19 protein-coding genes are annotated in these 21714 nt (G+C 63.6%); 8 read left to right on the forward strand and 11 right to left on the reverse strand.

Translation table 11 applies throughout. From position 1 onward, the window contains the following. Positions 1-171: 171 nt before the first annotated feature. Both CAF92_RS13830 and CAF92_RS13835 read right to left on the reverse strand, forming a co-directional pair. Positions 172-1302, reverse strand: a complete 1131-nt coding sequence (locus CAF92_RS13830) for a methyltransferase (protein WP_046616357.1) — start codon at positions 1300-1302, stop codon at positions 172-174. A gap of 96 nt (positions 1303-1398) precedes the next feature. Further along, positions 1399-2106, reverse strand: coding sequence for an autoinducer binding domain-containing protein (locus CAF92_RS13835; protein WP_085601150.1), 708 nt, complete (start codon positions 2104-2106; stop codon positions 1399-1401). A 212-nt stretch (positions 2107-2318) separates the two neighbouring features. Here CAF92_RS13835 and CAF92_RS13840 point away from each other — a divergent pair, with 212 nt between their 5' ends. Continuing rightward, positions 2319-3095 (forward strand): ferredoxin--NADP reductase, encoded by a 777-nt coding sequence (locus tag CAF92_RS13840; RefSeq protein WP_046616355.1) that lies wholly within the window; start codon positions 2319-2321, stop codon positions 3093-3095. 60 nt (positions 3096-3155) lie between these two features. Here the strand turns inward: CAF92_RS13840 and mscL are convergent, their stop codons facing one another. Continuing rightward, positions 3156-3575 (reverse strand): large-conductance mechanosensitive channel protein MscL, encoded by a 420-nt coding sequence (mscL, locus tag CAF92_RS13845; protein WP_085601151.1) that lies wholly within the window; start codon positions 3573-3575, stop codon positions 3156-3158. Positions 3576-3751: 176 nt separating this feature from the next. Between mscL and radA the strand changes: the two genes are divergently transcribed. Further along, the gene (radA, locus tag CAF92_RS13850) at positions 3752-5122 is read left to right on the forward strand and encodes a DNA repair protein RadA (RefSeq protein WP_085601152.1); all 1371 of its coding nucleotides are present in this window, start codon (positions 3752-3754) and stop codon (positions 5120-5122) included. Positions 5123-5298: 176 nt separating this feature from the next. On the opposite strand, the gene CAF92_RS13855 is transcribed toward radA, so the two are convergent. Beyond that, a complete protein-coding gene (locus tag CAF92_RS13855) occupies positions 5299-6816 on the reverse strand; it encodes a nucleobase:cation symporter-2 family protein (RefSeq protein WP_046616352.1) in 1518 nt (505 codons plus the stop codon). Positions 6817-7079: 263 nt separating this feature from the next. Beyond that, a complete protein-coding gene (locus CAF92_RS13860) occupies positions 7080-7442 on the reverse strand; it encodes a PilZ domain-containing protein (protein ID WP_085601153.1) in 363 nt (120 codons plus the stop codon). 178 nt (positions 7443-7620) lie between these two features. Between CAF92_RS13860 and CAF92_RS13865 the strand changes: the two genes are divergently transcribed. The 3 genes from CAF92_RS13865 to yjiA all read left to right on the forward strand — a co-directional run bounded on the left by CAF92_RS13865 (position 7621) and on the right by yjiA (position 11022). Continuing rightward, positions 7621-9687: a carbon starvation CstA family protein gene (locus CAF92_RS13865; RefSeq protein ID WP_024087740.1), complete on the forward strand. Its 2067-nt coding sequence runs from the start codon at positions 7621-7623 to the stop codon at positions 9685-9687. Positions 9688-9700: 13 nt separating this feature from the next. Then, positions 9701-9898 carry a YbdD/YjiX family protein gene (locus CAF92_RS13870; protein ID WP_013974210.1) on the forward strand — a complete coding sequence of 66 codons (198 nt, stop codon included), beginning with the start codon at positions 9701-9703 and terminating at the stop codon, positions 9896-9898. Positions 9899-10044: 146 nt separating this feature from the next. Further along, positions 10045-11022, forward strand: coding sequence for a GTPase (gene yjiA / locus CAF92_RS13875; RefSeq protein WP_046616385.1), 978 nt, complete (start codon positions 10045-10047; stop codon positions 11020-11022). Here yjiA and CAF92_RS13880 read toward each other — a convergent pair. Continuing rightward, positions 10982-12469 (reverse strand): methylenetetrahydrofolate reductase C-terminal domain-containing protein, encoded by a 1488-nt coding sequence (locus CAF92_RS13880; protein WP_085601154.1) that lies wholly within the window; start codon positions 12467-12469, stop codon positions 10982-10984. The two genes, yjiA and CAF92_RS13880, sit on opposite strands and share 41 nt — an antisense overlap. A 334-nt stretch (positions 12470-12803) precedes the next feature. On the opposite strand from CAF92_RS13880, the gene metE reads away from it, so the two are divergent. Further along, a complete protein-coding gene (gene metE, locus CAF92_RS13885; RefSeq protein WP_085601155.1) occupies positions 12804-15095 on the forward strand; it encodes a 5-methyltetrahydropteroyltriglutamate--homocysteine S-methyltransferase in 2292 nt (763 codons plus the stop codon). Between the two features lie 136 nt (positions 15096-15231). Here the strand turns inward: metE and CAF92_RS13890 are convergent, their stop codons facing one another. Next, entirely contained in the window at positions 15232-16410 is a 1179-nt protein-coding gene (locus tag CAF92_RS13890; protein WP_046616348.1) for an acetyl-CoA C-acetyltransferase, read from the reverse strand. Positions 16411-16586: 176 nt separating this feature from the next. On the opposite strand from CAF92_RS13890, the gene CAF92_RS13895 reads away from it, so the two are divergent. Continuing rightward, positions 16587-16853, forward strand: a complete 267-nt coding sequence (locus CAF92_RS13895) for a PepSY domain-containing protein (RefSeq protein ID WP_046616347.1) — start codon at positions 16587-16589, stop codon at positions 16851-16853. Next, positions 16850-17383 (forward strand): cytochrome b/b6 domain-containing protein, encoded by a 534-nt coding sequence (locus tag CAF92_RS13900; protein ID WP_085601156.1) that lies wholly within the window; start codon positions 16850-16852, stop codon positions 17381-17383. The genes CAF92_RS13895 and CAF92_RS13900 overlap by 4 nt, the downstream gene beginning before the upstream one ends. A gap of 118 nt (positions 17384-17501) precedes the next feature. On the opposite strand, the gene CAF92_RS13905 is transcribed toward CAF92_RS13900, so the two are convergent. The 4 genes from CAF92_RS13905 to CAF92_RS13920 are packed head-to-tail and all read right to left on the reverse strand — an operon-like array spanning position 17502 to position 21636. Continuing rightward, the gene (locus CAF92_RS13905) at positions 17502-18611 is read right to left on the reverse strand and encodes an agmatine/peptidylarginine deiminase (protein ID WP_085601157.1); all 1110 of its coding nucleotides are present in this window, start codon (positions 18609-18611) and stop codon (positions 17502-17504) included. Between the two features lie 3 nt (positions 18612-18614). Further along, complete coding sequence (locus CAF92_RS13910; RefSeq protein ID WP_085601158.1) at positions 18615-19700, reverse strand: extracellular solute-binding protein; 1086 nt, start codon at positions 19698-19700, stop codon at positions 18615-18617. Between the two features lie 2 nt (positions 19701-19702). Continuing rightward, positions 19703-20599: an N-carbamoylputrescine amidase gene (gene aguB, locus CAF92_RS13915; protein WP_085601159.1), complete on the reverse strand. Its 897-nt coding sequence runs from the start codon at positions 20597-20599 to the stop codon at positions 19703-19705. Continuing rightward, positions 20596-21636 (reverse strand): agmatine/peptidylarginine deiminase, encoded by a 1041-nt coding sequence (locus CAF92_RS13920; protein ID WP_085601160.1) that lies wholly within the window; start codon positions 21634-21636, stop codon positions 20596-20598. Before CAF92_RS13920 ends, aguB begins: the two co-directional genes overlap by 4 nt. Between the last annotated feature and the right edge of the window lie 78 nt (positions 21637-21714).

Here is a 21714-nt window from a genome sequence, read left to right on the forward strand (position 1 = left end):
TCATCCAACTGTTCGGGCTCTCGCCAAAGTGGAACGGTGAATGGCAGCTTGTGCTCCCACACGTGCTCAAGGCACCTCTGGCATTCAGCTTGCCATTCACCGCTCTCACTTCAGATTCTAATCCCCTCTCAAGACACAAGCTGGCTTGCCGGCGATAGGGCCAGAACAGGCTTACTTACGGGCTTTAAGGATGACGAACTTGGGCGTAGCCGCCACCTGCTCCACCCCCCGGAACAACCGCGCCAGCTTGCTGTGATAGCCCAGGTGCCGGTTACCCACGATATACAGCGCACCGCCTACCACCAACGCCTCACGCGCCTGCTGGAACATCCGCCAGGCGAGGAAGTCACCCACCACCTGCTGCTGGTGGAACGGCGGGTTGCACAGCACCACGTCCAGCGACTGCTTCTCCAACCCCGCCAACCCATCGGCTGCCTCGAACACTGCCGGGCGTTCGCCCAGCGCGGCCTGCCAGTTCTCGCGCGCCGATTGCACCGCCATGTACGACTCGTCGACCAGAGTGTACTGGGCATCCGGGTTGGCCAGGGCGCTGGCGATCGCCAATACCCCGTTGCCGCAGCCCAGGTCCGCCACCCGCGCGCGGCCCAGTTCGCGGGGCAGGTGCGGCAGGAATGCCCGCGTGCCGATATCCAACCCCTCACGGCAGAACACGTTGGCATGGTTGAGCAGCTCCAGCTCCAGCGCCGGCGCGTCGAGGCGGTAGCGGCTAGGGTAGGGCGAGCGGGCGACCGGCCGCTCGGCTACCGTCGCGGTCAGCAAGCGGGCCTTTTTCTGCGCCAGCGAGGCTTGCACCGGGCCGATGTACTTCTCCATGAGGTCACCGGCCGCCCTTGGCAGGTGCTTGATCATCGCCCCGGCAATCACCTGCGCACCGGGCGCCAGGTGGCCTTGCAGGCGAATCAGTTGTTCTTCGAGCAGGGCCAAGGTCTTGGGCACGCGCACCAGCACCCGGTCGAACGGGCCTTGCCAGTGTTCGCTGGCCGGCACGAACGGCACACTGTCAAATGGCAGGCCGTTGCGTGCCAGGTTCTTTTCCAGGGCCAGGTGCGCCAGGTGCGAATCGCCACTGCTGACTACCTGCAGCTTGCCCGCCAGGCTGGCGGCCAGGGCGCCGAAGCTGTCATTGAGCACCAGCACCCGGCACTCGGCCCGTGGGGCCTGTTCGTGCAGCTGCGCAAGCAGGTACTCGTCGGCGGCATCGAAAGCCTGCAGTGGGTCGTTGGCCTGTTCCGGCTGGCGGATCAGGTCGAGTTCGGCGTATGGGGTGGTCAACAGGGGCATGGCGTCTGGCTCGGGTACGAAACTGCCCGTTGCGGTTCGCCCCGGGCTTTGCCGGGCGATTCTACAGGGCTTTGCCCAAGGTCGCAGGTTTGACGGTCAGATCCAGCCACGCATGATGGCGATGGCGACGGCGCCAGCTTTGTTGGCGGCGTTGGTCTTGGTAATGACACTGCGGATGTGGAAGTTTATCGTGCTTTGCGACACTGACAGGATCTTGGCGCAATCGAGGGCGGTCTTGCCTGCGGCCGACCATCTCAGCACTTCCAGTTCCCGCTCACTCAACTTCGGCTGCGGCGGGCATAGTGCTGTGAGGTGATGTGCGCTGATCACCTCATGCAGGGTATGACAAAGCCACTGCACACTGCCGGCCTTTCTGTAGAGTTCGGCGATACTGATGGACTTTCTGGACCTGGCTACGCTTATCTGGCTTTCGTTGTGCTGCTGGTCGTGCAATGACTGCGTCCAGCCATGGCGCAAGCCGTTCTGACAGGCAGCTTTACGAAACTGCGGAACCTCGCGGTACAGTTCATCGGTCCACAGCACCGGCATGGTCGAGCCGTGGCTCGCATTGGCAGCCGAATCCTGCTTGTAGAGGTCATCGCGCTGGTAGCGCTCGATCCATTCATGGGGGTAGTTGCTGTACAGGAACAGGTGGGGTGTTTGCGTAGCGATCTGGATGCGAATGTTCAGCCCCAGGTACTCCATGCCCAGATCCTGCGCCATATGCACGGCCATGCCGAACAACTTCTCTGGGCAGCGTTCGCCGGCGAACGCACGAAGATAGTCGGGTTTCCAGTGGCGCATCTGAAACACTCCTTGAGCCGCAGGTCCAGTCCGTTTGGGTGCCCGGATGATTGTAGGAAAGGACCTACCAATGTGCTGAGATTTTTTTGTTATAGCGGTCAGGAACCGATGCGACTTCGGCAGGATCGCCGTGGATGAGGCCCTACAAAGCAGTGGTTTTTATCCGCGCCACTTTGCGCGACACTGTGCGCACGCCAAACCTGGAGCCCGATATGACCGCTAGCGCCGAAAAGTTCACCCGCCAGACCCTGCTCGATGTTCAGCCACTCACGCCGAACCTCTTCAGCCTGCGGGTTACGCGCGATGCAGGGTTCCGCTTTCGATCCGGCCAGTTTGCCCGCCTGGGCGTGACCAAGGCGGATGGCAGCGTGGTGTGGCGCGCCTATTCCATGGTCAGCGCGCCTCATGACGAGCACCTCGACTTTTTCTCCATCGTGGTGCCAGGCGGGGAGTTCACCAGCGAGCTGAGCCGACTGGGGGCAGGCGATACCCTGCTGATCGACCGCCAGGCCTTCGGCTTCCTCACCCTTGATCGCTTCGTTGGTGGTCGCGACCTTTGGTTGCTGGCGACCGGTACTGGCATCGCGCCGTTCATGTCGATCCTGCAGGACTTCGAGGCCTGGGAGCGTTTCGACAACATCAAGCTGGTGTATTCGGTGCGCGAAGCGAAAGAGCTGGCCTATGTGGATGAGATCGCCGGGCTGGAGCAGCGCGATTACCTGGCCGAATTCGCTGGCAAGTTGCAGTTCATTCCGGTAGTGACCCGGGAGCAGCATCCGGGGGCGTTGAACCAGCGTATCACCACGCTGATCGAGAACGGCGAGCTGGAAAAGGCGGCGGGTCTGGAATTGTCGCCGGAGCATTCGCGGGTGATGCTGTGTGGCAACCCGGAGATGATTGACGAAACACGCAAGGTGCTGAAAGCGCGGGACCTGCAGTTAAGCCTGAGCAAGCGGCCTGGGCAGGTGGCGGTGGAAAACTACTGGTAAGGCCATTGTGGCCGTTGTGAGAGCGGGCGTACCCGCTCCCGCAGCGTTTCCTGCATGACCTCAAGGCAAGCGGTTCTGGTTCTGCGCCTTGAGCAAGTCGCGGATCTCGGTCAGCAAGGTCTCTTCTGCAGTCGGCACAGGCGGGGCAGTCGGCGCAACAGCCTCTTCACGCTTGAGCCGGTTGATCGCCTTCACCCCCATGAAGATGGCAAAGGCCACGATCAGGAAGTCGATCACGGTCTGAATGAACTTGCCATACGCCAGCACCACCGCCGGAACGTCACCTTCGGCAGCCTTCAGGGTAATTGCCAGATCGCTGAAGTCCACGCCACCGATCAACAGGCCCAGTGGCGGCATGATTACGTCACCGACGAAAGACGAGACGATCTTGCCGAAGGCCGCGCCGATGATGATACCAACCGCCATGTCGACGACATTGCCTTTGACCGCGAAGGCCTTGAACTCACTGATCATGCCCATGTTTAGTTCCTTGTAACAAAAGGTAAGGTCTACGCATTGTAAGCCACTTAAACGCTTCATGCGTTGTGCTCAGGGTTTCTGACTACCGTTAGAACGAATAGTTTGTCGCATCCCGAGGCGCTCGAGGCACGTCCGGCTCGGCTATCATGGCGGTTTTTTCCAGGAGACCTCACCCCATGGCCAAAGCCAAGCGCTTGTATGGCTGCACCGAATGCGGTGCGACCTTTCCCAAATGGGCCGGGCAATGTGGCGAATGCGGGGCCTGGAACACCCTGGTCGAGACCATGATCGAAAGCGGCGGTGCCGCTGCGCCCAGTAGTGGCCGTGCCGGCTGGACCGGGCAGCAGGCGCAGATCAAGACCCTGGCCGAAGTCAGCGTCGAGGAAATCCCGCGTTTCACCACCAGCAGCACCGAACTGGACCGCGTGCTGGGCGGTGGACTGGTGGATGGCTCGGTGGTGTTGATTGGTGGTGACCCCGGTATCGGCAAGTCGACCATCCTGTTGCAGACCTTGTGCAACATTGCCACGGGCATGCCGGCGCTGTATGTCACCGGCGAGGAGTCGCAGCAGCAGGTGGCCATGCGCTCCCGGCGCCTGGGCCTGCCCCAGGACCAGCTCAAGGTGATGACCGAAACCTGCATCGAGACCATCATCGCCACGGCCCGTGTCGAGAAGCCCCGGGTCATGGTGATCGACTCGATCCAGACCATTTTCACCGAGCAACTGCAATCGGCACCCGGCGGCGTGGCCCAGGTGCGCGAAAGCACTGCGTTGCTGGTGCGCTACGCCAAGCAGAGCGGCACGGCGATCTTCCTGGTCGGCCACGTGACCAAGGAAGGCTCGCTGGCCGGCCCGCGGGTACTCGAGCACATGGTCGACACCGTACTGTATTTCGAAGGCGAGTCCGATGGCCGCCTGCGCCTGCTGCGGGCGGTGAAGAACCGCTTTGGCGCGGTCAACGAGCTGGGTGTGTTCGGCATGACCGACCGTGGCCTGAAGGAGGTGTCCAACCCCTCGGCGATCTTCCTCAACCGCACCCAGGAGGAAGTATCGGGCAGCGTGGTGATGGCGACCTGGGAGGGCACCCGGCCGATGCTGGTGGAGGTGCAGGCGCTGGTCGACGACAGCCACCTGGCAAACCCGCGCCGCGTGACCCTGGGCCTGGACCAGAACCGCCTGGCCATGTTGCTGGCAGTGCTGCACCGTCACGGCGGTATTCCCACCCATGACCAGGACGTGTTCCTCAACGTGGTGGGCGGGGTGAAGGTGCTGGAAACCGCCTCGGACCTGGCGCTGCTTGCGGCGGTGATGTCCAGCCTGCGCAACCGGCCCCTGGCCCATGGCCTGCTGGTGTTTGGCGAGATCGGCCTGTCCGGCGAGGTGCGGCCGGTGCCCAGTGGCCAGGAGCGTTTGAAGGAAGCCGCCAAGCATGGTTTCAAGCGGGCCATCGTGCCCAAGGGCAATGCGCCGAAAGAGCCGCCGGCGGGGTTGCAGGTGATTGCCGTTACCCGGCTGGAGCAGGCCCTGGACGCGCTGTTCGAATAATTCGTGGTCTGTACCGGCCTCTTCGCGGGTGAACCCGCTCCCACAGGTACCGCATCAGCTTCAGGATTGCGCAAACCCTGTGGGCGCGGGTTTACCCGCGAAAGGGCCGGTACAGGCAAAACGAAAAAGGGGCCGACGATGCGTATCGGCCCCCCACCTCACCGCTCAGTCAACAGTCAATGCTCGGCAACCGCACTGCGCCTGACCGTTTCATTGCCATGCTCGTCCATTTCCAGCATCGGCACTTCATTACCCTCGGCATCGAACAGCTTGCCATCCTTGAAGTAGTCGCCATCACGCAGCGCTGAAATGTCCGAGTACTGGATGGTGCGCTCGTACGCGGCGGCAAACACCGACTGCTGGTCTGAGTTGCCGGCGGTGAAGTGGTTGAAGATCAGGTTCAGCAGAATGGCCATGATCGCCGCCGAGCTGATGCCCGAGTGGAAGATGGTCTCGAACCAGTTCGGGAAGTGGTGGTAGAAGGTCGGTGCGGCAATCGGGATCATGCCGAAGCCCAGCGAGGCGGCGACGATGATCAGGTTGACGTTGTTCTTGTAGCTGACCTTGGACAGGGTGCGGATACCGCTGGCCGCCACGGTGCCGAACAGCACGATGCCCGCGCCACCTAGTACCGGAGTCGGGACCGCGGCAATCACCCGGCCCATGATCGGCAGCAGGCCGAGCACCACCAGGATCACGCCACCGGTGGCCACCACGTAGCGGCTCTTGACCCCGGTCACGGCTACCAGGCCGACGTTCTGGGCGAACGCGCTCTGGGTGAACGAGCCGAAGACCGGCGCCAGGATGCTCGATGCCATGTCGGCGCGCAGGCCGTTGCCAAGGCGCTTGGAATCGACCTTGGTGTCGATGATCTCACCCACGGCGAGGATGTCGGCCGAGGTCTCCACCAGGGTCACCATGATCACGATGCACATCGACAGGATCGCGGCGATGTGGAATTCCGGCATGCCGAAATGGAACGGCGTGGGGAAGGCGAACATTGGGCCTTCAGTGACCTTGCTGAAGTCAGCCATGCCCAGCGCCCAGGCGATCAGCGTGCCGACCACCATGGCCAGCAGGATCGACAGGCGCGAGATCGCCGCGCTGCCCAGTTTGCTCAGCAGCAACACGATGGCGAAGGTCAGGGCCGCCAGGCCGATGTTGGCCACGCTGCCGAATTCCGGCGAGGCGCTATTGCCACCCATCACCCAGCGAGCGGCCACGGGCATCAGGGTCAGGCCAATGGTGGTGATGACGATGCCGGTGACCAGCGGCGGGAAGAACTTGGTAATGCGCGAGAACACCGGGGTGATCAGAAAGCCGATCAGCGACGCTGCCATGACCGCCCCGAGCACGCCCGGCAGGCCGCCGCCGCCCTCGCTGCTGAGGATCGCACCCATGGTTGCCACGCCGGCGAACGAAACGCCCTGCACCAGCGGCAACTGGCAGCCGAAGAACGGCAGGCCGAGGGTCTGCAGCAGGGTGGCCAGGCCACCGGCAAACAACGAAGCGGCGATCAGCATGCCGATTTCGGCACCGTTCAGGCCCGCGGCCTGCCCCAGGATCAGGGGTACCGCGACGATCCCCCCGTACATGGTCAGCACATGCTGCAGACCATAGGCCAGGTTGGCACCAAGGCCGAGGTTTTCATCCTCGGGGCGCTTGGCGGGAGACGTGCTAGGGGACGTAGTCATGGAGCAGGCTCTCTGTTTATTGTTGTGGTGCTACTGTAGACACTTCCTACAAATGATTGCCACAAGAATTGTATACAATATTTTGATCGGAGCGCGCACAAGAGCGCCCGCAAGGTGTGCGAGAACCCAATGCAGAAGGCGTACCAACTTGTCAGATGCTGTGCTAGAGGGGTGTGTACAAAACGCTGCTACCCAGGCTTAAAGCTGTCTGGGTAGACAGGAAACACAAGGCGGGGAGGCCATTAGCTAGCTAAGAGATTTCATTATTCGATGAGTTCGCGCAGCTCACGCATCATTTCGGTGCTGTCGGCCACGTTCAATTCCACAAGACGGTGCAGATGGGTCATCGACTCGACGTCGATGTACAGGCAGATGAAGCCCAGGCGGTCCGTCTCCTCATGACGCAGTTCAACCTGCATCTCTACCCGTGCATCGGGGGCCAGGTGAATGATGGCATCGAAATCCTGGGTCAGGTCGGCATCCCAATTTGCCGGGCGTTCGATCAGCAAACCTTTGAGTGAAAGGTCCAGCAGCTTGGCAGGCCAGCGTTGCACGCCCTGGCGCAGCTCGGTGGGGGCGTCGAAGTCGATGCGCTGGAAACGGCGGCGTTCGTCGTGATCGCTCATGGGGTAGATCCTCGCGTAGGTCCTCAGGTGTCATCCTGACTATAGTTAGAGTGGTATGTACATCAGGTACCGCAATCTGGCCGCAGAGGCTCTAGACCAAAGCAAGTGTGGCAATGCGCGATGACTCGCCCTAGACTCGATGGGCGGTCTTTTCCAATCCACCAGCTGGAAGCAAACCATGAACAACAATAATAGCCTGCTACGCCACATTCCGTGGCTGGCGCTGGCAGTCATAGGAGCCTGTGCGCTGGGTGTGGTTGCCCTGCGTCGCGGCGAGGCGATCAATGCCTTGTGGATCGTGGTCGCGGCAGTGGCCATCTACCTGGTCGCCTATCGCTACTACAGCCTGTTCATCGCCACCAAGGTGATGCAGCTCGACCCACGCCGTGCCACCCCGGCGGTGCTCAACAACGACGGCCTGGACTACGTCCCGACCAACAAACACATCCTCTTCGGCCACCACTTCGCCGCCATCGCTGGCGCAGGGCCCCTGGTCGGCCCGGTGCTCGCCGCGCAGATGGGCTACCTGCCCGGCACGCTGTGGCTGATCGCCGGCGTGGTGCTGGCTGGCGCGGTGCAGGACTTCATGGTCCTGTTCCTGTCCACCCGCCGCAACGGCCGTTCGCTGGGCGACATGGTACGTGAGGAAATGGGCCGCATTCCGGGCACCATCGCCCTGTTCGGCTGCTTCCTGATCATGATCATCATCCTCGCGGTGCTGGCACTGATCGTGGTCAAGGCCCTGGCCGAAAGCCCGTGGGGCATGTTCACGGTGATGGCGACCATCCCGATCGCGATGTTCATGGGCATCTACATGCGCTACATCCGCCCGGGCCATATCGGTGAGATCTCGGTCATCGGCGTGGTGCTGCTGCTGGCTTCGATCTGGCTGGGGGGCCAGATTGCCGCGGACCCGACCTGGGGCCCGGCGTTCACCTTCACCGGCGTGCAGATCACCTGGATGCTTGTGGGTTATGGCTTCGTCGCCGCGGTACTGCCGGTATGGCTGGTACTTGCGCCACGTGACTATCTTTCGACCTTCCTCAAGATCGGCACCATCGTCGGCCTGGCCATCGGTATCCTGATCATCGCGCCCGAGTTGAAGATGCCGGCGCTGACCCAGTTCACCGACGGCACCGGCCCTGTGTGGAAAGGCACCCTGTTCCCGTTCCTGTTCATCACCATTGCCTGTGGCGCGGTATCCGGCTTCCACGCGCTGATTTCCTCGGGGACCACGCCAAAGCTGCTGGACAACGAAACCAACGCCCGCTACATCGGCTACGGCGGCATGCTGATGGAATCGTTCGTTGCCATCATGGCCATGGTCGCCGCCTCGGTGATCGAGCCAGGCGTGTACTTCGCCATGAACAGCCCGGCCGCGGTGGTCGGTGCCGATGTGGCGTCGGTTGCGCAAACGGTGAGCAGCTGGGGCTTCCTGATCACCCCTGAGCAGCTCGAGGCCACCGCCCGCGACATTGGCGAGCACACCGTGCTGGCCCGTGCTGGTGGTGCGCCGACACTCGCCGTGGGTATCGCGCAGATCCTGCACCAGGTGCTGCCAGGTGAAAATACCATGGCCTTCTGGTACCACTTCGCGATCCTGTTCGAGGCGCTGTTCATCCTCACCGCAGTGGACGCCGGCACCCGTGCCGGGCGCTTCATGCTGCAGGACCTGCTGGGCAGCTTCGTACCGGCGCTCAAGCGCACCGAGTCGTGGACTGCCAACCTGATCGGTACTGCCGGCTGCGTGGCCCTGTGGGGCTACCTGCTGTACCAGGGCGTGATCGACCCGCTGGGTGGCATCAACACCCTGTGGCCGCTGTTCGGCATCTCCAACCAGATGCTGGCCGGTATCGCCCTGATGCTCGGCACCGTGGTGCTGATCAAGATGAAGCGCCAGCGCTACGTCTGGGTCACCCTGCTACCGGCCGTGTGGCTGCTGATCTGCACCACCACCGCAGGCCTGATCAAGCTGTTCGACCCGAACCCGGCAGTCGGCTTCCTGGCCCTGGCCAAGAAGTACAGCACCGCACTGGACGCTGGCCAGGTACTGGCCCCGGCCAAGGACATCGGGCAGATGCAGCACGTGATCTTCAACGCCTACACCAACGCCGGCCTGACCGTGCTGTTCTTGGTGGTGGTGTTCAGCGTGCTGTTCTTCGCTGTAAAGGTCGGCTTCGCCGCCCTCGGCCGCAAGGAGCGCACCGACAAGGAAACCCCGTTCCAGGCCCTGCCTGACGCTTGAGAGGACTGCTGCAATGTTCAACGACCTGGGTCGACTGGGTAAGTACCTGGGGCAGGCCGCCCGCCTGATGGTCGGCATGCCCGACTACGACAACTACGTCGAGCACATGCAGACCAAGCACCCGGACAAGCCGGTCATGACGTACGAGGAGTTCTTCCGCGAACGCCAGGAAGCGCGTTACGGCGGCAAGTCCGGGCCCAAGTGCTGTTGAGCCACAAGCGTTAACCTGTCCCGGCCTCATCGCCGGCAAGCCGGCTCCCACAGGTACTCCACAGGCCTCAAGGTCTGTGCGGTATCTGTGGGAGCTGGCTTGCCGGCGATGAGGCCAGTGTTTTTTCCGCACAGGAGATGTTCTGCGTGCAGACGCCTATTCCCGTAACCGTACTCACTGGCTTCCTCGGTGCCGGCAAGACCACCTTGCTCAAGCACATGCTCAAGGCCGAGCACGGCCTGAAGATCGCCGTGATCGAAAACGAATTCAGCGAGGCCGGCATCGACAGCCAGCTGCTGGGCGACGAGCCGGTGCAGGTGATGACTTTGGCCAATGGCTGCGTGTGCTGCAGCATCCATGGCGACCTGACCCGCGCCTTGTACCTGCTGCTCGAACGCCTGGATGCCGGCGAGATCGCCTTCGACCGCCTGGTAATCGAATGCACCGGCCTGGCCGACCCGGCGCCGGTGGCACAGACCTTTTTCATCGACGAGGAACTGCGTGAGCGCTATATCCTCGACGGCATCATCACCCTGGTCGATACCGCCCACGCCGAACTGCACCTGACCCAGACCATTGCCCAGGCCCAGGTCGGCTTTGCCGATCGCCTGCTGCTGAGCAAGACCGACCTGGTCGAGCCCGCTGCGGTAGAGGCCTTGCGCGAGCGCCTGGCCCGCATCAATGGGCGGGCTGCGATCCGCGTGGTCGAGCATGGTCGCATCGACCTGGCCGAGCTGCTGGATGTACGTGGTTTCAACCTAAACCCCGACCTGGGCGCGAACTTGAAGCCAGCACTACGCCCGCTGCTCAAGCCCGCTACCCCGGATCGGATCTCCACCTTGGTGCTGCGCACGGAAAGCGCGCTGGACATAGACCGGCTCAGCGACTTCATGAACGAACTGCTGGAAACCCACGGCAAGCAACTGTTGCGCTACAAGGGCGTACTGAATATTGCCGGTGAAGCGCGCAAGCTGGTGTTCCAGGGCGTGCTCAAACTCTATGGCTTCGACTGGGACGCCGAGTGGGCCGAGGGTGAAACCCGCGAGAGCGTGATGGTGTTCATCGCCGACGAACTGCCCGAGGCTACGATTCGGGCTGGGTTCGAGGCGCTGGCTGCGAGCTGAACTGACGCGGCGTCTGGGCCTGGAACCACTGCGGCCATGAACTGCGGTGGCGTGTCTCGAGCTCGATGCACGGGATCAGGCGCTCGGTCAGTAGCTCCGTCTGCCGCATCGCCTTGGCGGTGCGGTACTTGACGCTGTGGATGCATTCGCGGTCGCCGAACTCGCAGCGGTTGAGCGCGGTGCCGCCGCAGGGGCCGTTGGCCAGGCCCTTGGGGCAGGTTTCCGGGCAGATGTACAGGGTGTCTTCCAGGCGGCAGCGGCCGCAGGTGTCGCAGCCTACCAGCGGGCGTTTCACCGCGTGTTCCACCTTGTGCAGCACCTGCGCGCCAAGCCGGGTAGCCCACATCGGCTGGCGCACCGCCCAGCCAAACGCCTTGCTCAGGCCATTGCGACGGCTGAACAGCAGCGAGTGCATGCCATGCATCAGGTGATAGCGCGCTTTCTCCTTGAACGAGGCATCGACCCGTGACTCGCCCTGGCGCCAGCTAGCCTGCGGCGGACTGAAGCTGACTGCCGGCAGGCCGGGCATCTGCCAGCTGGCCTGCCAGGCCGGCGCCCATTGTTCCAGCGTGTGGATTTGCGCCTGCCAGTGCTCGATGCGTGCCTCCAGGGCCAGCAGTTGCTTGAGTTCGTGAACCCCCGACAGATGCACGCCGGCGTAGCCCATCAGTTTCACGCCGATGATCTGCAAGGCCAGGCGGTCGACGCTGCGCGCCAAGGCAAAGGCCTTGGACTTCGCCGCTTCCGCTTCCAGCATGTCGCGCATGGACGGCGTGACGGTCACGCCGGCCACATGCTCGAGCATCGTCGCACGCCCGTGGGTGAGGCTCATCAGGCAGGCCAGCATCGGCCTGGGTGCGGCCTGGCGGCTCATCCAGTGCATCGCTTCCTGGTGTTTGCCTGCATCGAAACCCAGTTGCAGGGTGAGGAAATCGGCGCCTGCCGCCAGTTTTTTCTCGGCCTTGAAGTATTGGGCGCCGCCTTCTTCCTCGCAGTACTTGAACGGGTTGAGCGCCGCACCAAGCAGCCAGTGCGGGCAGGCCTGGCGGGCGATCTGCAGGGCTGCGACCGATTCCAGGTAGCGTACCGGGCGCTGGCCGGGCTGGTGGCCCGGCAGGCGGTCGCCGGTGAGCAGCAACAGTTGGTCGAGGCCGGCGGCATCCATGCGTTGCAGTTGGGCGAGCAGGTGGTGGCGTTCGCGGTCCTTGCCAGAGAAATGCGGCAGGGCGGGTACCGGGTTGCTGAACGAGGCGAGGGCGTCCAGTGGCGACATGTCCAGCGGGCTACCGACGCGGTCGCCGATGGCCACGGTCATCGGCCATCCGCACAGGTGCGCACGGGCCAGGATCGCCTCCATGGCGGCGAAGCGTTCTGCGGAGGGCTTGGGAACGAACTCCATGACGCAGACGAAGGTGTTTTCGCGCAGCGCGGTTTTCAGCAGGCTCATGGGGCCGGGTACCTGGTTTGGTCAGGGTGGCATTTTGCGGCAGAAGGCGAGGGAGGTCATGTCCGGATGCGCAGGCTGGTGCTCTGAATGAGACATTCGGGTTTGCCTGTGCCGGCCTCTTCGCGGGCTCGCCCGCTCCCACAGGTAATGCATGAACCTTGAAGCATGTGGGAACCCTGTGGGAGCGGGCATGCCCGCGAAGGGGCCAATACAGACAGAACAATTTCACGAACATGAGGAAACCTTGAGTTCATCTCAAATTTAATGAGTTTGTCTCAAGATGCCAGCGCCCGGAAAATCCCCTCATTAATTTATGCATGCTGAGGGACAAGACATGGCACTGGCACATAACCTGGGCTTTCCACGTATCGGCCGCGACCGCGAGCTGAAAAAGGCCCAGGAAGCCTTCTGGAAGGGTGAACTCGACGAAGCCGGCCTGCGCGCCGTCGGTCGCGAGCTGCGTGCCCGCCACTGGCAGGTGCAGAAAGACGCCGGCATCGAACTGCTGCCGGTCGGCGACTTCGCCTGGTACGACCAGGTGCTCACCCACTCGCTGACCTTCGGCGTGATCCCGCAGCGTTTCCGCAGCCACGACGCTGCCAGGCCAACCCTGCAAACCCTGTTCGCCATGGCCCGTGGCGCCGTGGGTGACAGCTGCTGCGGCGGCGCGCACGCCCAGGAAATGACCAAGTGGTTCGATACCAACTACCACTACCTGGTCCCAGAATTCACCGCCGACCAGCAGTTCGCCCTGAGCTGGGAGCAGCTGTTCGAAGAAGTGGCAGAAGCCCAGGCCCTGGGCCACGCGGTCAAACCGGTGGTGATCGGCCCGCTGACCTACCTGTGGCTGGGCAAGGCCAAGGGTGGCGATTTCGACAAGCTGGAGCTGCTCGACCGCCTGCTGCCTCTGTATGACCAGATTCTCAACCGCCTGGCTGCCCAGGGCGTGGAATGGGTGCAGATCGATGAGCCGATCCTGGCCCTGGACCTGCCTCAGGACTGGAAGAATGCCTACGAGCGCGTCTACAACATCCTTCAGCGGGCGCCACTGAAGAAGCTGATCGCCACCTACTTCGGCGGCCTGGAAGACAACCTGGGCCTGGCCGCCAACCTGCCGGTCGATGGCCTGCACATCGACCTGATACGTGCGCCCGAGCAGTACCCGACCATCCTCGACCGCCTGCCGGCCTACAAGGTGCTGTCGCTGGGCCTGGTCAATGGCCGCAACGTCTGGCGCTGCGACCTGGAAAAGGCGTTGGAGGTACTGCGCCATGCCCATGAGCGAATGGGGGAGCGGCTGTGGGTGGCGCCATCCTGCTCGCTGCTGCACAGCCCGGTGGACCTGGACCGTGAAGACCAGCTCGATGCCGAACTGCACAGCTGGCTGGCCTTCGCCGTGCAGAAATGCCAGGAAGTGGCGCTGCTGGCCAAGGCCATCAACGCCCCGCAAGCCGATGACGTGGCCGCCGCGCTGGCCCAAAGCCAGGCCGTGCAGGCCAGCCGCGCCGCTTCGCCGCGTATTCACAAACCAGCCGTGCAGGCCCGCCTGGCGGCCATCAAGCCCGCTGACAGCCAGCGTCAGTCGGCGTTTGCCCAACGTATCGTCAAGCAACGTGCGGGGCTCGACCTGCCGGCGTTCCCGACCACCACTATCGGTTCGTTCCCGCAGACCTCGGCGATTCGCCTGGCACGCCAGGCCTACAGGCAGGGCAAACTGACCGAGGCCGATTACGTCGACGCCATGCACAGCGAGATCCGCCATGCGGTGAAAATCCAGGAGGACCTGGGCCTGGATGTGCTGGTGCACGGCGAGGCCGAGCGCAACGACATGGTCGAGTACTTCGCCGAGCAGATCGATGGCTATGTGTTCACCCGCTTCGGCTGGGTGCAGAGCTATGGTTCGCGCTGCGTGAAGCCTGCGGTGATCGTTGGTGACCTGAGCCGGCCGAAGGCCATGACCGTGGAATGGATCAAGTACGCCCAGGGCCTGACCAGCAAGGTGATGAAGGGCATGCTGACCGGCCCGGTGACCATGCTGATGTGGTCGTTCCCGCGTGAGGACGTGAGCCGCGAAGTGCAGGCGCGCCAGTTGGCGCTGGCGATCCGCGACGAAGTGGTCGACCTGGAAGCGGCGGGTATCAGGATCGTGCAGATCGACGAAGCGGCTTTCCGTGAAGGCCTGCCGCTGCGCCACGGCGCCTGGGCCCATTACCTGGAGTGGGCCACCGAGGCCTTCCGCCTGTGTGCCTCGGGGGTGCGTGACGAAACCCAGATCCACACCCACATGTGCTACAGCGAGTTCAACGACGTGATCGAGTCGATCGCGGCAATGGATGCCGACGTGATCACCATCGAGACCTCGCGGTCGGACATGGAGCTGCTGGCGGCGTTCGAGCGGTTCGCCTACCCCAACGAGATCGGCCCGGGTGTGTATGACATTCACTCGCCACGGGTGCCGACCCGTGAGGAAATGGTCGAGCTGCTGCGCAAGGCTGCCCGGCGTATCCCGGCCGAGCGCCTGTGGGTCAACCCAGATTGCGGGCTGAAGACCCGTGGCTGGCCGGAGACCGAGGCAGCGTTGGTGAACATGGTCGCAGCTGCCCGTGAGCTGCGTACCACTGCCTGATTCTTCGCTGGCTGTACCGGCCTCTTCGCGGGTAAACGCGCTCCCACAGGGGCTCCATTGGATTCAGCTTCAGTGGGGTCCCTGTGGGAGCGGGTTTACCCGCGAAAGGGCCAGGCCTGTTCAATTCAATCTGTGATCAACGCTCGATTGCCAAGGCCACGCCTTGCCCGCCACCAATGCACAGAGTTGCCAGGCCCTTCCTGGCGTCCCGCTTGATCATCTCGTGCAGCAGGGTCACCAGCACCCGGCACCCGGACGCACCAATCGGGTGGCCAAGGGCAATCGCCCCGCCATTCACGTTGACTCGCGTGGCATCCCATTCCAGCGCCTTGCCCACGGCCAGGGCCTGCGCGGCAAAGGCTTCGTTGGCTTCGATCAGGTCCAGCTCGGCCAGTTGCCAGCCGGCCTTGTCCAGGCAGCGCTGGGTGGCCGAAACCGGGCCAATGCCCATGATCGCCGGGTCCACGCCGGCACTGGCATAAGCCGCGATCCTGGCCAGCACCGGCAGGCCCAGGGCCTTGGCCTTGGCGGCGCTCATCAGCAGCACGGCGGCGGCGCCATCATTCAGGCTCGAGGCGTTGCCGGCAGTGACGCTGCCATCCTTCTTGAACGCCGGGCGCAGTTTGCCCAGGGATTCGGCGGTGGTATCCGGGCGTGGCTGCTCGTCCCGCGCGAACACCTTGGGTTCTCCCTTTTTCTGCGGCAGCACGATCGGGGTGATTTCGTCATCGAAGCGGCCGGCCTCGATCGCCGCTACCGCCTTGCGCTGCGATTCGGCGGCAAAGGCATCCTGCTGCTCACGGCTGAGGCCGTACTGGTCCACCAGGTTTTCGGCAGTGATACCCATGTGGTAGTCGTTGAAGGCATCCCACAGGCCGTCGGTGATCATGCTGTCGATCAACTGGCCATGGCCCATGCGCTGGCCGGTGCGGGCCGACGGCATCACGTAGGGGGCAAGGCTCATGTTCTCCTGGCCGCCGGCGATGACTACCTCGGCGTCACCGCAGCGGATGGCCTGAGCGGCCAGGTGCAGCGCCTTCAGGCCCGAGCCGCAAACCTTGTTCAGGGTCATTGCCGGTACGCTGAAGGGCAGGCCGGCCTTGATCGCGGCCTGGCGTGCCGGGTTCTGCCCGGCACCGGCGGTAAGCACCTGGCCGAGGATGACTTCGTCGACCTGCGCCGGGGCCAGCCCGGTCTGCTCCAGCAGGCGCTTGATCACGGCGGCACCCAGGTCTACAGCAGGCACAGTGGCCAAGGCGCCCTGGAAGCTGCCGATGGCGGTACGGGTTGCGGCGACGATGACGACGTCGTTCATGTTGTTGTTCTCCGTGCGATGGGCGTAATGCCTCAAGCATCGATGGCTTTGGCTCATTTGTTAAGTTTGTTTTTCTTTGCGATTGATGTGCAAAGCAAATGAATGAGCGCAAAGCGGCCTGCAGAACTATGCTTAGGGATGAGCTTTTCCACTCATCTGAATGGAGTTCATGTCCCATGCGTACATTGATCGCCATGACCCTCCTGATTGGCAGCAGCACTGTGTTTGCCGCCACCGAATGCACCACCGCTGATAAAAGCACCTGGCAGGACCAGGCAAAATTCCAGGCGCAGCTCAAGGAACAGGGCTACAAGATCAACAAGTTCAAGGTCACCAAGGGTAACTGCTACGAGATCTACGGTTTCGACAAGGATGGCAAGAAGGTCGAGATCTACCATGACCCAGTGACGGGCAAGGCAGTCAAGACCGAGTACCACGATTGAACAGCGAAGGCACGGTACAGCTGTGGGACCCCCTGCTGCGGCTGTGCCATTGGTCGATTGCCGTGGTGTTCTTCGCCAACTACTTCTTCAACGAAGAAGGTGAAGACTGGCACCAGTGGCTGGGTTACTACGCACTGGCCGTTGTGGTGGTGCGTGTGATCTGGGGCTTTGTCGGGCCACGCAGCGCGCGTTGGGCCGACTTCTGGCCAACCCCGGCAAGCCTGATCGGGCATGCCCGGGCGCTGCTGCATGGGGAGCTTGACCATCACATGGGGCATTCGCCGATTGGCGCCCTGGTGATGGTGCTGATGCTGACCTGCATCGCCGGCCTGGGCCTTACCGGGTGGGCGTCGCAGGAGGTGGACGCGCTGTTTGGTGTCGACTGGCCGATGGACCTGCACAGCTGGCTGGCCAACGCGCTGCTGGCACTGGTTTGCGTGCATGTGCTGGCGGCCATCTACGAGAGCGTGCGCATGCGGGAAAACCTGCCTTGGTCGATGATCACGGGGCGCCGTCGGCACCGCGATTGACTGTGGCGGCCTCTTCGCAGGCTTGCCCGCTCCCACAGGAACTGCACAAATCTTGAGTCTTGTGGAGTGCCTGTGGGAGCGGGCAAGCCCGCGAAGAGGCCAGCACAGGCAGCATCTGCTACACCGCCGGGCACTGATGGGTCACACAGTGAATCCCCCCGCCCCCCGCAGCTATGGCATCGATATCCAGCTGCACGATATCCCGCCCCGGATACAACGCCGCCAGCAGCCCCCGCGCTTTCTCGTCCGCCGCCCCATCGCCAAACTGTGGCGCAATGATCGCGCCATTGATCACGAAGTAGTTGATGTACCCAGCGGCAAAGTCATCATTGCCTTTGCTGAACCTGTTGTTCCGCCCGTGCAGCGGCGGCGACACGACGTGCACCTGCAAGCTGCGGCCTTCGGCATCGGTGGCCCTCTTGAGGATCTCCAGGTGCTTGCGCGTCACGGCGTAGTCATATGAGTTCGTGTCGTTATCCAGGTTGGCAATCACCACCCCTGGCCTGACGAAGCGGGCATAGAAGTCCACGTGCCCGTCGGTGATGTCCTGGCCGGCGATGCCCGGTAGCCAGATGATCTTGCTCAGCCCCAGGCGCTCCTTGAGCTCCGCCTCGATCTCGGCCTTGCTCCAGCCCTTGTTGCGGTTGGCGTTGACCCAGCTGCTCTCGGTCATGATGCCCGTGCCGTGGCCGTCCACCTCTATGGCGCCGCCTTCACCCACCAGATCGCTGCGCTGGTAGCGGGCACCGGCCAGCGTGGTTACGCGCCTGGCCAGTTGGGCATCGTTGCTGTGACGTTGCTTGTTGCCCCAGCCATTGAAGTTGAAGTCCACCGCCGCCAGGGCTCCGTCATCATCGACGACGAAGTTGGCGCCGATGTCGCGCATCCAGATGTCGTCCAGCTCGCACTCGACGAAACTTGTGCGCTGGCTGGCACAGTGCTGCTCGGCCAGCTCGCGCTCGCTGGGCCGGCAGAACACCGTCACTGGCTGATAGCGCGCGATGGCCTGGGCGATGCGACCGAGGGCGGCCTGCACATCGGCGGTGAAGTCCTCCCAGATCGCATCCTGGGCGCCGAAGGCGATGAATGCGCGTTGCTGCGGCTCGCCTTCGTCCGGCATGAACCAGCGCCCCGGTTCTTCGGCGCGGGCCAGGCCCAGCGGCAGGCCGAGGCTGGCACCGAGGCCGGCGGCCAGCGAAAGTTGCAGGAAGGTTCTACGGCTTGGCATGGCTCAGTCCTGTGCAGTCTTGAAGCGGGTCCACACGCGCATGCGTACACGCATGTCGGCCTGTGGGATATCGCGGCCCGGGATCAGCCGGGCATAGGTGGCTTGGTCGAGGTAGATATCGGGGTTGTCGCGCATGCGCGGGTCCACTGCCTGGCGTGCCTTGGCGCTGGCGGTAGGGTAACCGGTGAAGTTGCTGATGGCCGCCATGTTCGCCGGGCGCATGACGAAGTTGATGAAACGATAGGCGTATTCCGGGTGCTTGGCATCGGCTGGGATGGCCATGGTATCCATCCACACCGTGGTGCCTTGGCGCGGCACGCGGTACTGGAAGTCGAGATGCTTGCCCGCGGCGTCGGCCGTACGCTGCGCCTGGATCACGTCGCCACTGTAGCCCAGTGACAGGCACAGGTTCTCGTTGACCAGTTCGGTCACTGGTTGCGACTGGAACTTGCGCACGTACGGGCGAATCGCCTTGAGCAGTTCGCTGGCTGCGGCCAAGTCTTCGCGCTTGGCACTGCGTGGCTCGCGGCCCAGGTAGTTGAGGACCACTGCCAGCACTTCGTCGGGTGAATCGATGACTGAAATACCGCAGTCGGCGAATTTGGCGGCCAGCTCCGGCTTGAACAGCAGGTCGAGGTTGTCCAGCGGTGCATCGGGCATGCGCTGGCGGACTTTGTCGGCATTCACCGTCAGGCCGATGGTGCCCCAGGTGTAGGGCACGGTCGCCTGGCTGGCCTTGGGGTACCGGGCGTGCAGCTGACGCAGCCCGGGCTCGATGTCGTCCAGGGCCTCCAGGCGGCTGTGGTCCAGTGGCTGCAGGCTGCCGGCGCGCATCAGGCGCTCGGCGACGGTATCACCGGGGAAGACCAGGTCGTAGCCACTGCGCCCGGACATCAGCTTGGCCTCGAGCACTTCGCTGCCATCCATCACGTCGTAGATCACCTGGATGCCGGTTTCGGCCGTGAACTGCTTGAGGGTGTCCTCGGCAAAATAGTCGGCCCAGTTGTACAGGCGCAGCACGGGCTGCTCGGCCTGAGCCTGGCAGGCGCAGACGGCCAGCGCCAAGGCGGCCAGAACGTGGCGTTTCATGCTCATGCCCTCAGGGTGTGTGGGTGGGTGCCGTCCAGGGTCAGCAGCGGTGCGTACATCTCCGGGCGGCGATCGCGGTAGATGCCCCAGCTCAGGCGGTCTTCCCGCATGCCGGCCAGATCCAGGTCGTGCAGCCAGATGCCAATGCTGTCGCGGTCGGCTTCGGCGAGCATGGCGCCCTTGTGGTCGCAGATGAACGACGAGCCATAGAAGCGCATGGCCAACGTTGCGTCGCTGGCGGCGACTTCTTCGCCCACGCGATTGGCCGCCACCACCGGCAACAGGTTGGCGGCGGCGTGGCCGCGCATGGCCACCTGCCAGTGGTCGCGCGAGTCCAGTTCGGCACAGCCGGGCTCGGAGCCGATGGCGGTGGGGAACAGCAGCACTTCGGCGCCCATCAGTGCCAGGCAGCGGGCGGTCTCGGGGAACCACTGGTCCCAGCAGATGCCGATGCCCAGGCGGCCGAAGGCGGTGTCCCAGACCTTGAAGCCGGTATCGCCGGGGCTGAAGTATTCCTTCTCCTGGTAGCCGATGGCGTTGGGGATGTGGGTCTTGCGGTAGACGCCAAGCAGGCGGCCATCGGCATCGGCCACGGTCAACGAGTTGAAGAAGGCATTGCCGGCGCGCTCGTACCAGCTCAGCGGCAGCACCACGCCCAGCTCACCGGCCAGTGCGGCGAAGCGCTGCAGGATAGGGCTGGCAGGGTAGGGCTGGGCGAGTGCCTGGTGCTGGTGGTCCTGTTCGATGCAGAAATACGGGGTGGCGAACAGCTCCTGCAGTAGGATCACCTGGGCCCCCTTGGCGGCAGCCTGGCGAACCAGTTGTTCGGCGCGGTCGAGGTTGCCAGGCAGGTCCCAGCTGCACGGCATCTGGGTGGTGGCGATGCGCAGCAGGCTCATGGCTGCACCTCGGGTTGTTGCTGGGTGATGCAATGGATGCCGCCACCGCCATGGGCGATGTGGTCGATGCGCACCGGTACGATCTCCCGGCCCGGGAAGGCGTGGGCCAGTTGCGCGGCGGCTTCCAGGTCGGCGGCGATGCCATAGGCCGGCATGATGATCGCGCCGTTGGCGATGTAGAAGTTGGTGTACGAGGCGCAGAATACCTCGGCGTCCTGGTCGACGGCGGCGCTGGCTTCATACAGGTCGAGCAGCTCGAAGTGCCGGCCTTGCGCGTCGGTGGCCAGTTCCAGGGCGCGGCGGTTTTCCCGCACGACTTCGGCGTACACCGAATGCTGATCATGGGTGGCGTCGACCAACAGCACGCCAGGGCGGGCGAAGGCGCATACACCATCGACGTGGCCGTCGGTCATGTCGCCGGTGATGTATTGTGGGTCGCCCGGTAGCCAGATGGTCTTGCGGATGCCCAGGTAGCGGGCGAAGCAGGCCTCGAACTCGGCCTTGCTCACGCCAGGGTTGCGGTTGGGGTTGAGCAGCACCGACTCGGTGGTGATCAGGGTGCCTTCGCCGTCCACATGAATCGCCCCGCCTTCGTTGCACAGCGCCGTGCTGAAGCCATCCAGGCCCAGGTGGTCGAGGATGCGCCGGCCGAGGCTGCGGTCCTGGCCGTGTTGCGACTTGCCCCCCCAGGCGTTGAAGCGCCAGCTCAGGCCGGCCAGGCCATGTTGAGGATGGCAGACGAAGCTTGGGCCGCTGTCCCGGCACCAGCTGTCGTCCACGGCCATTTCGACCAGTTCGATATTGGCGCCGCAGAGGGCACGTGCGCTCTGCAAGGCCGACGGGTCGACCACCATCTTCACCGGCTCGAAACGGGCGATGGCCGCCGCGACCCGAGCGTAGTCCTGCTGTACGTCGGCCAGGCGCACGTGCCAGCCGCTTTCCCACAGGGCCTGGTTGTGTGGCCAGACTATCCAGGTGGCAGCGTGGCGGGCCCATTCGGCGGGCATGCGCCAGCCGCTGTCGAGGGACAGGTGCATAGTGAACTCCGATCAATTAAGGATTTTTATCAACGAAGCCCGCCGTCGCGGGTGTTGGTGTCCATGCTATGGCTAGGA

The organism is Pseudomonas sp. B10(2017) (assembly GCF_002113295.1).
GTDB lineage: Bacteria > Pseudomonadota > Gammaproteobacteria > Pseudomonadales > Pseudomonadaceae > Aquipseudomonas > Aquipseudomonas pudica.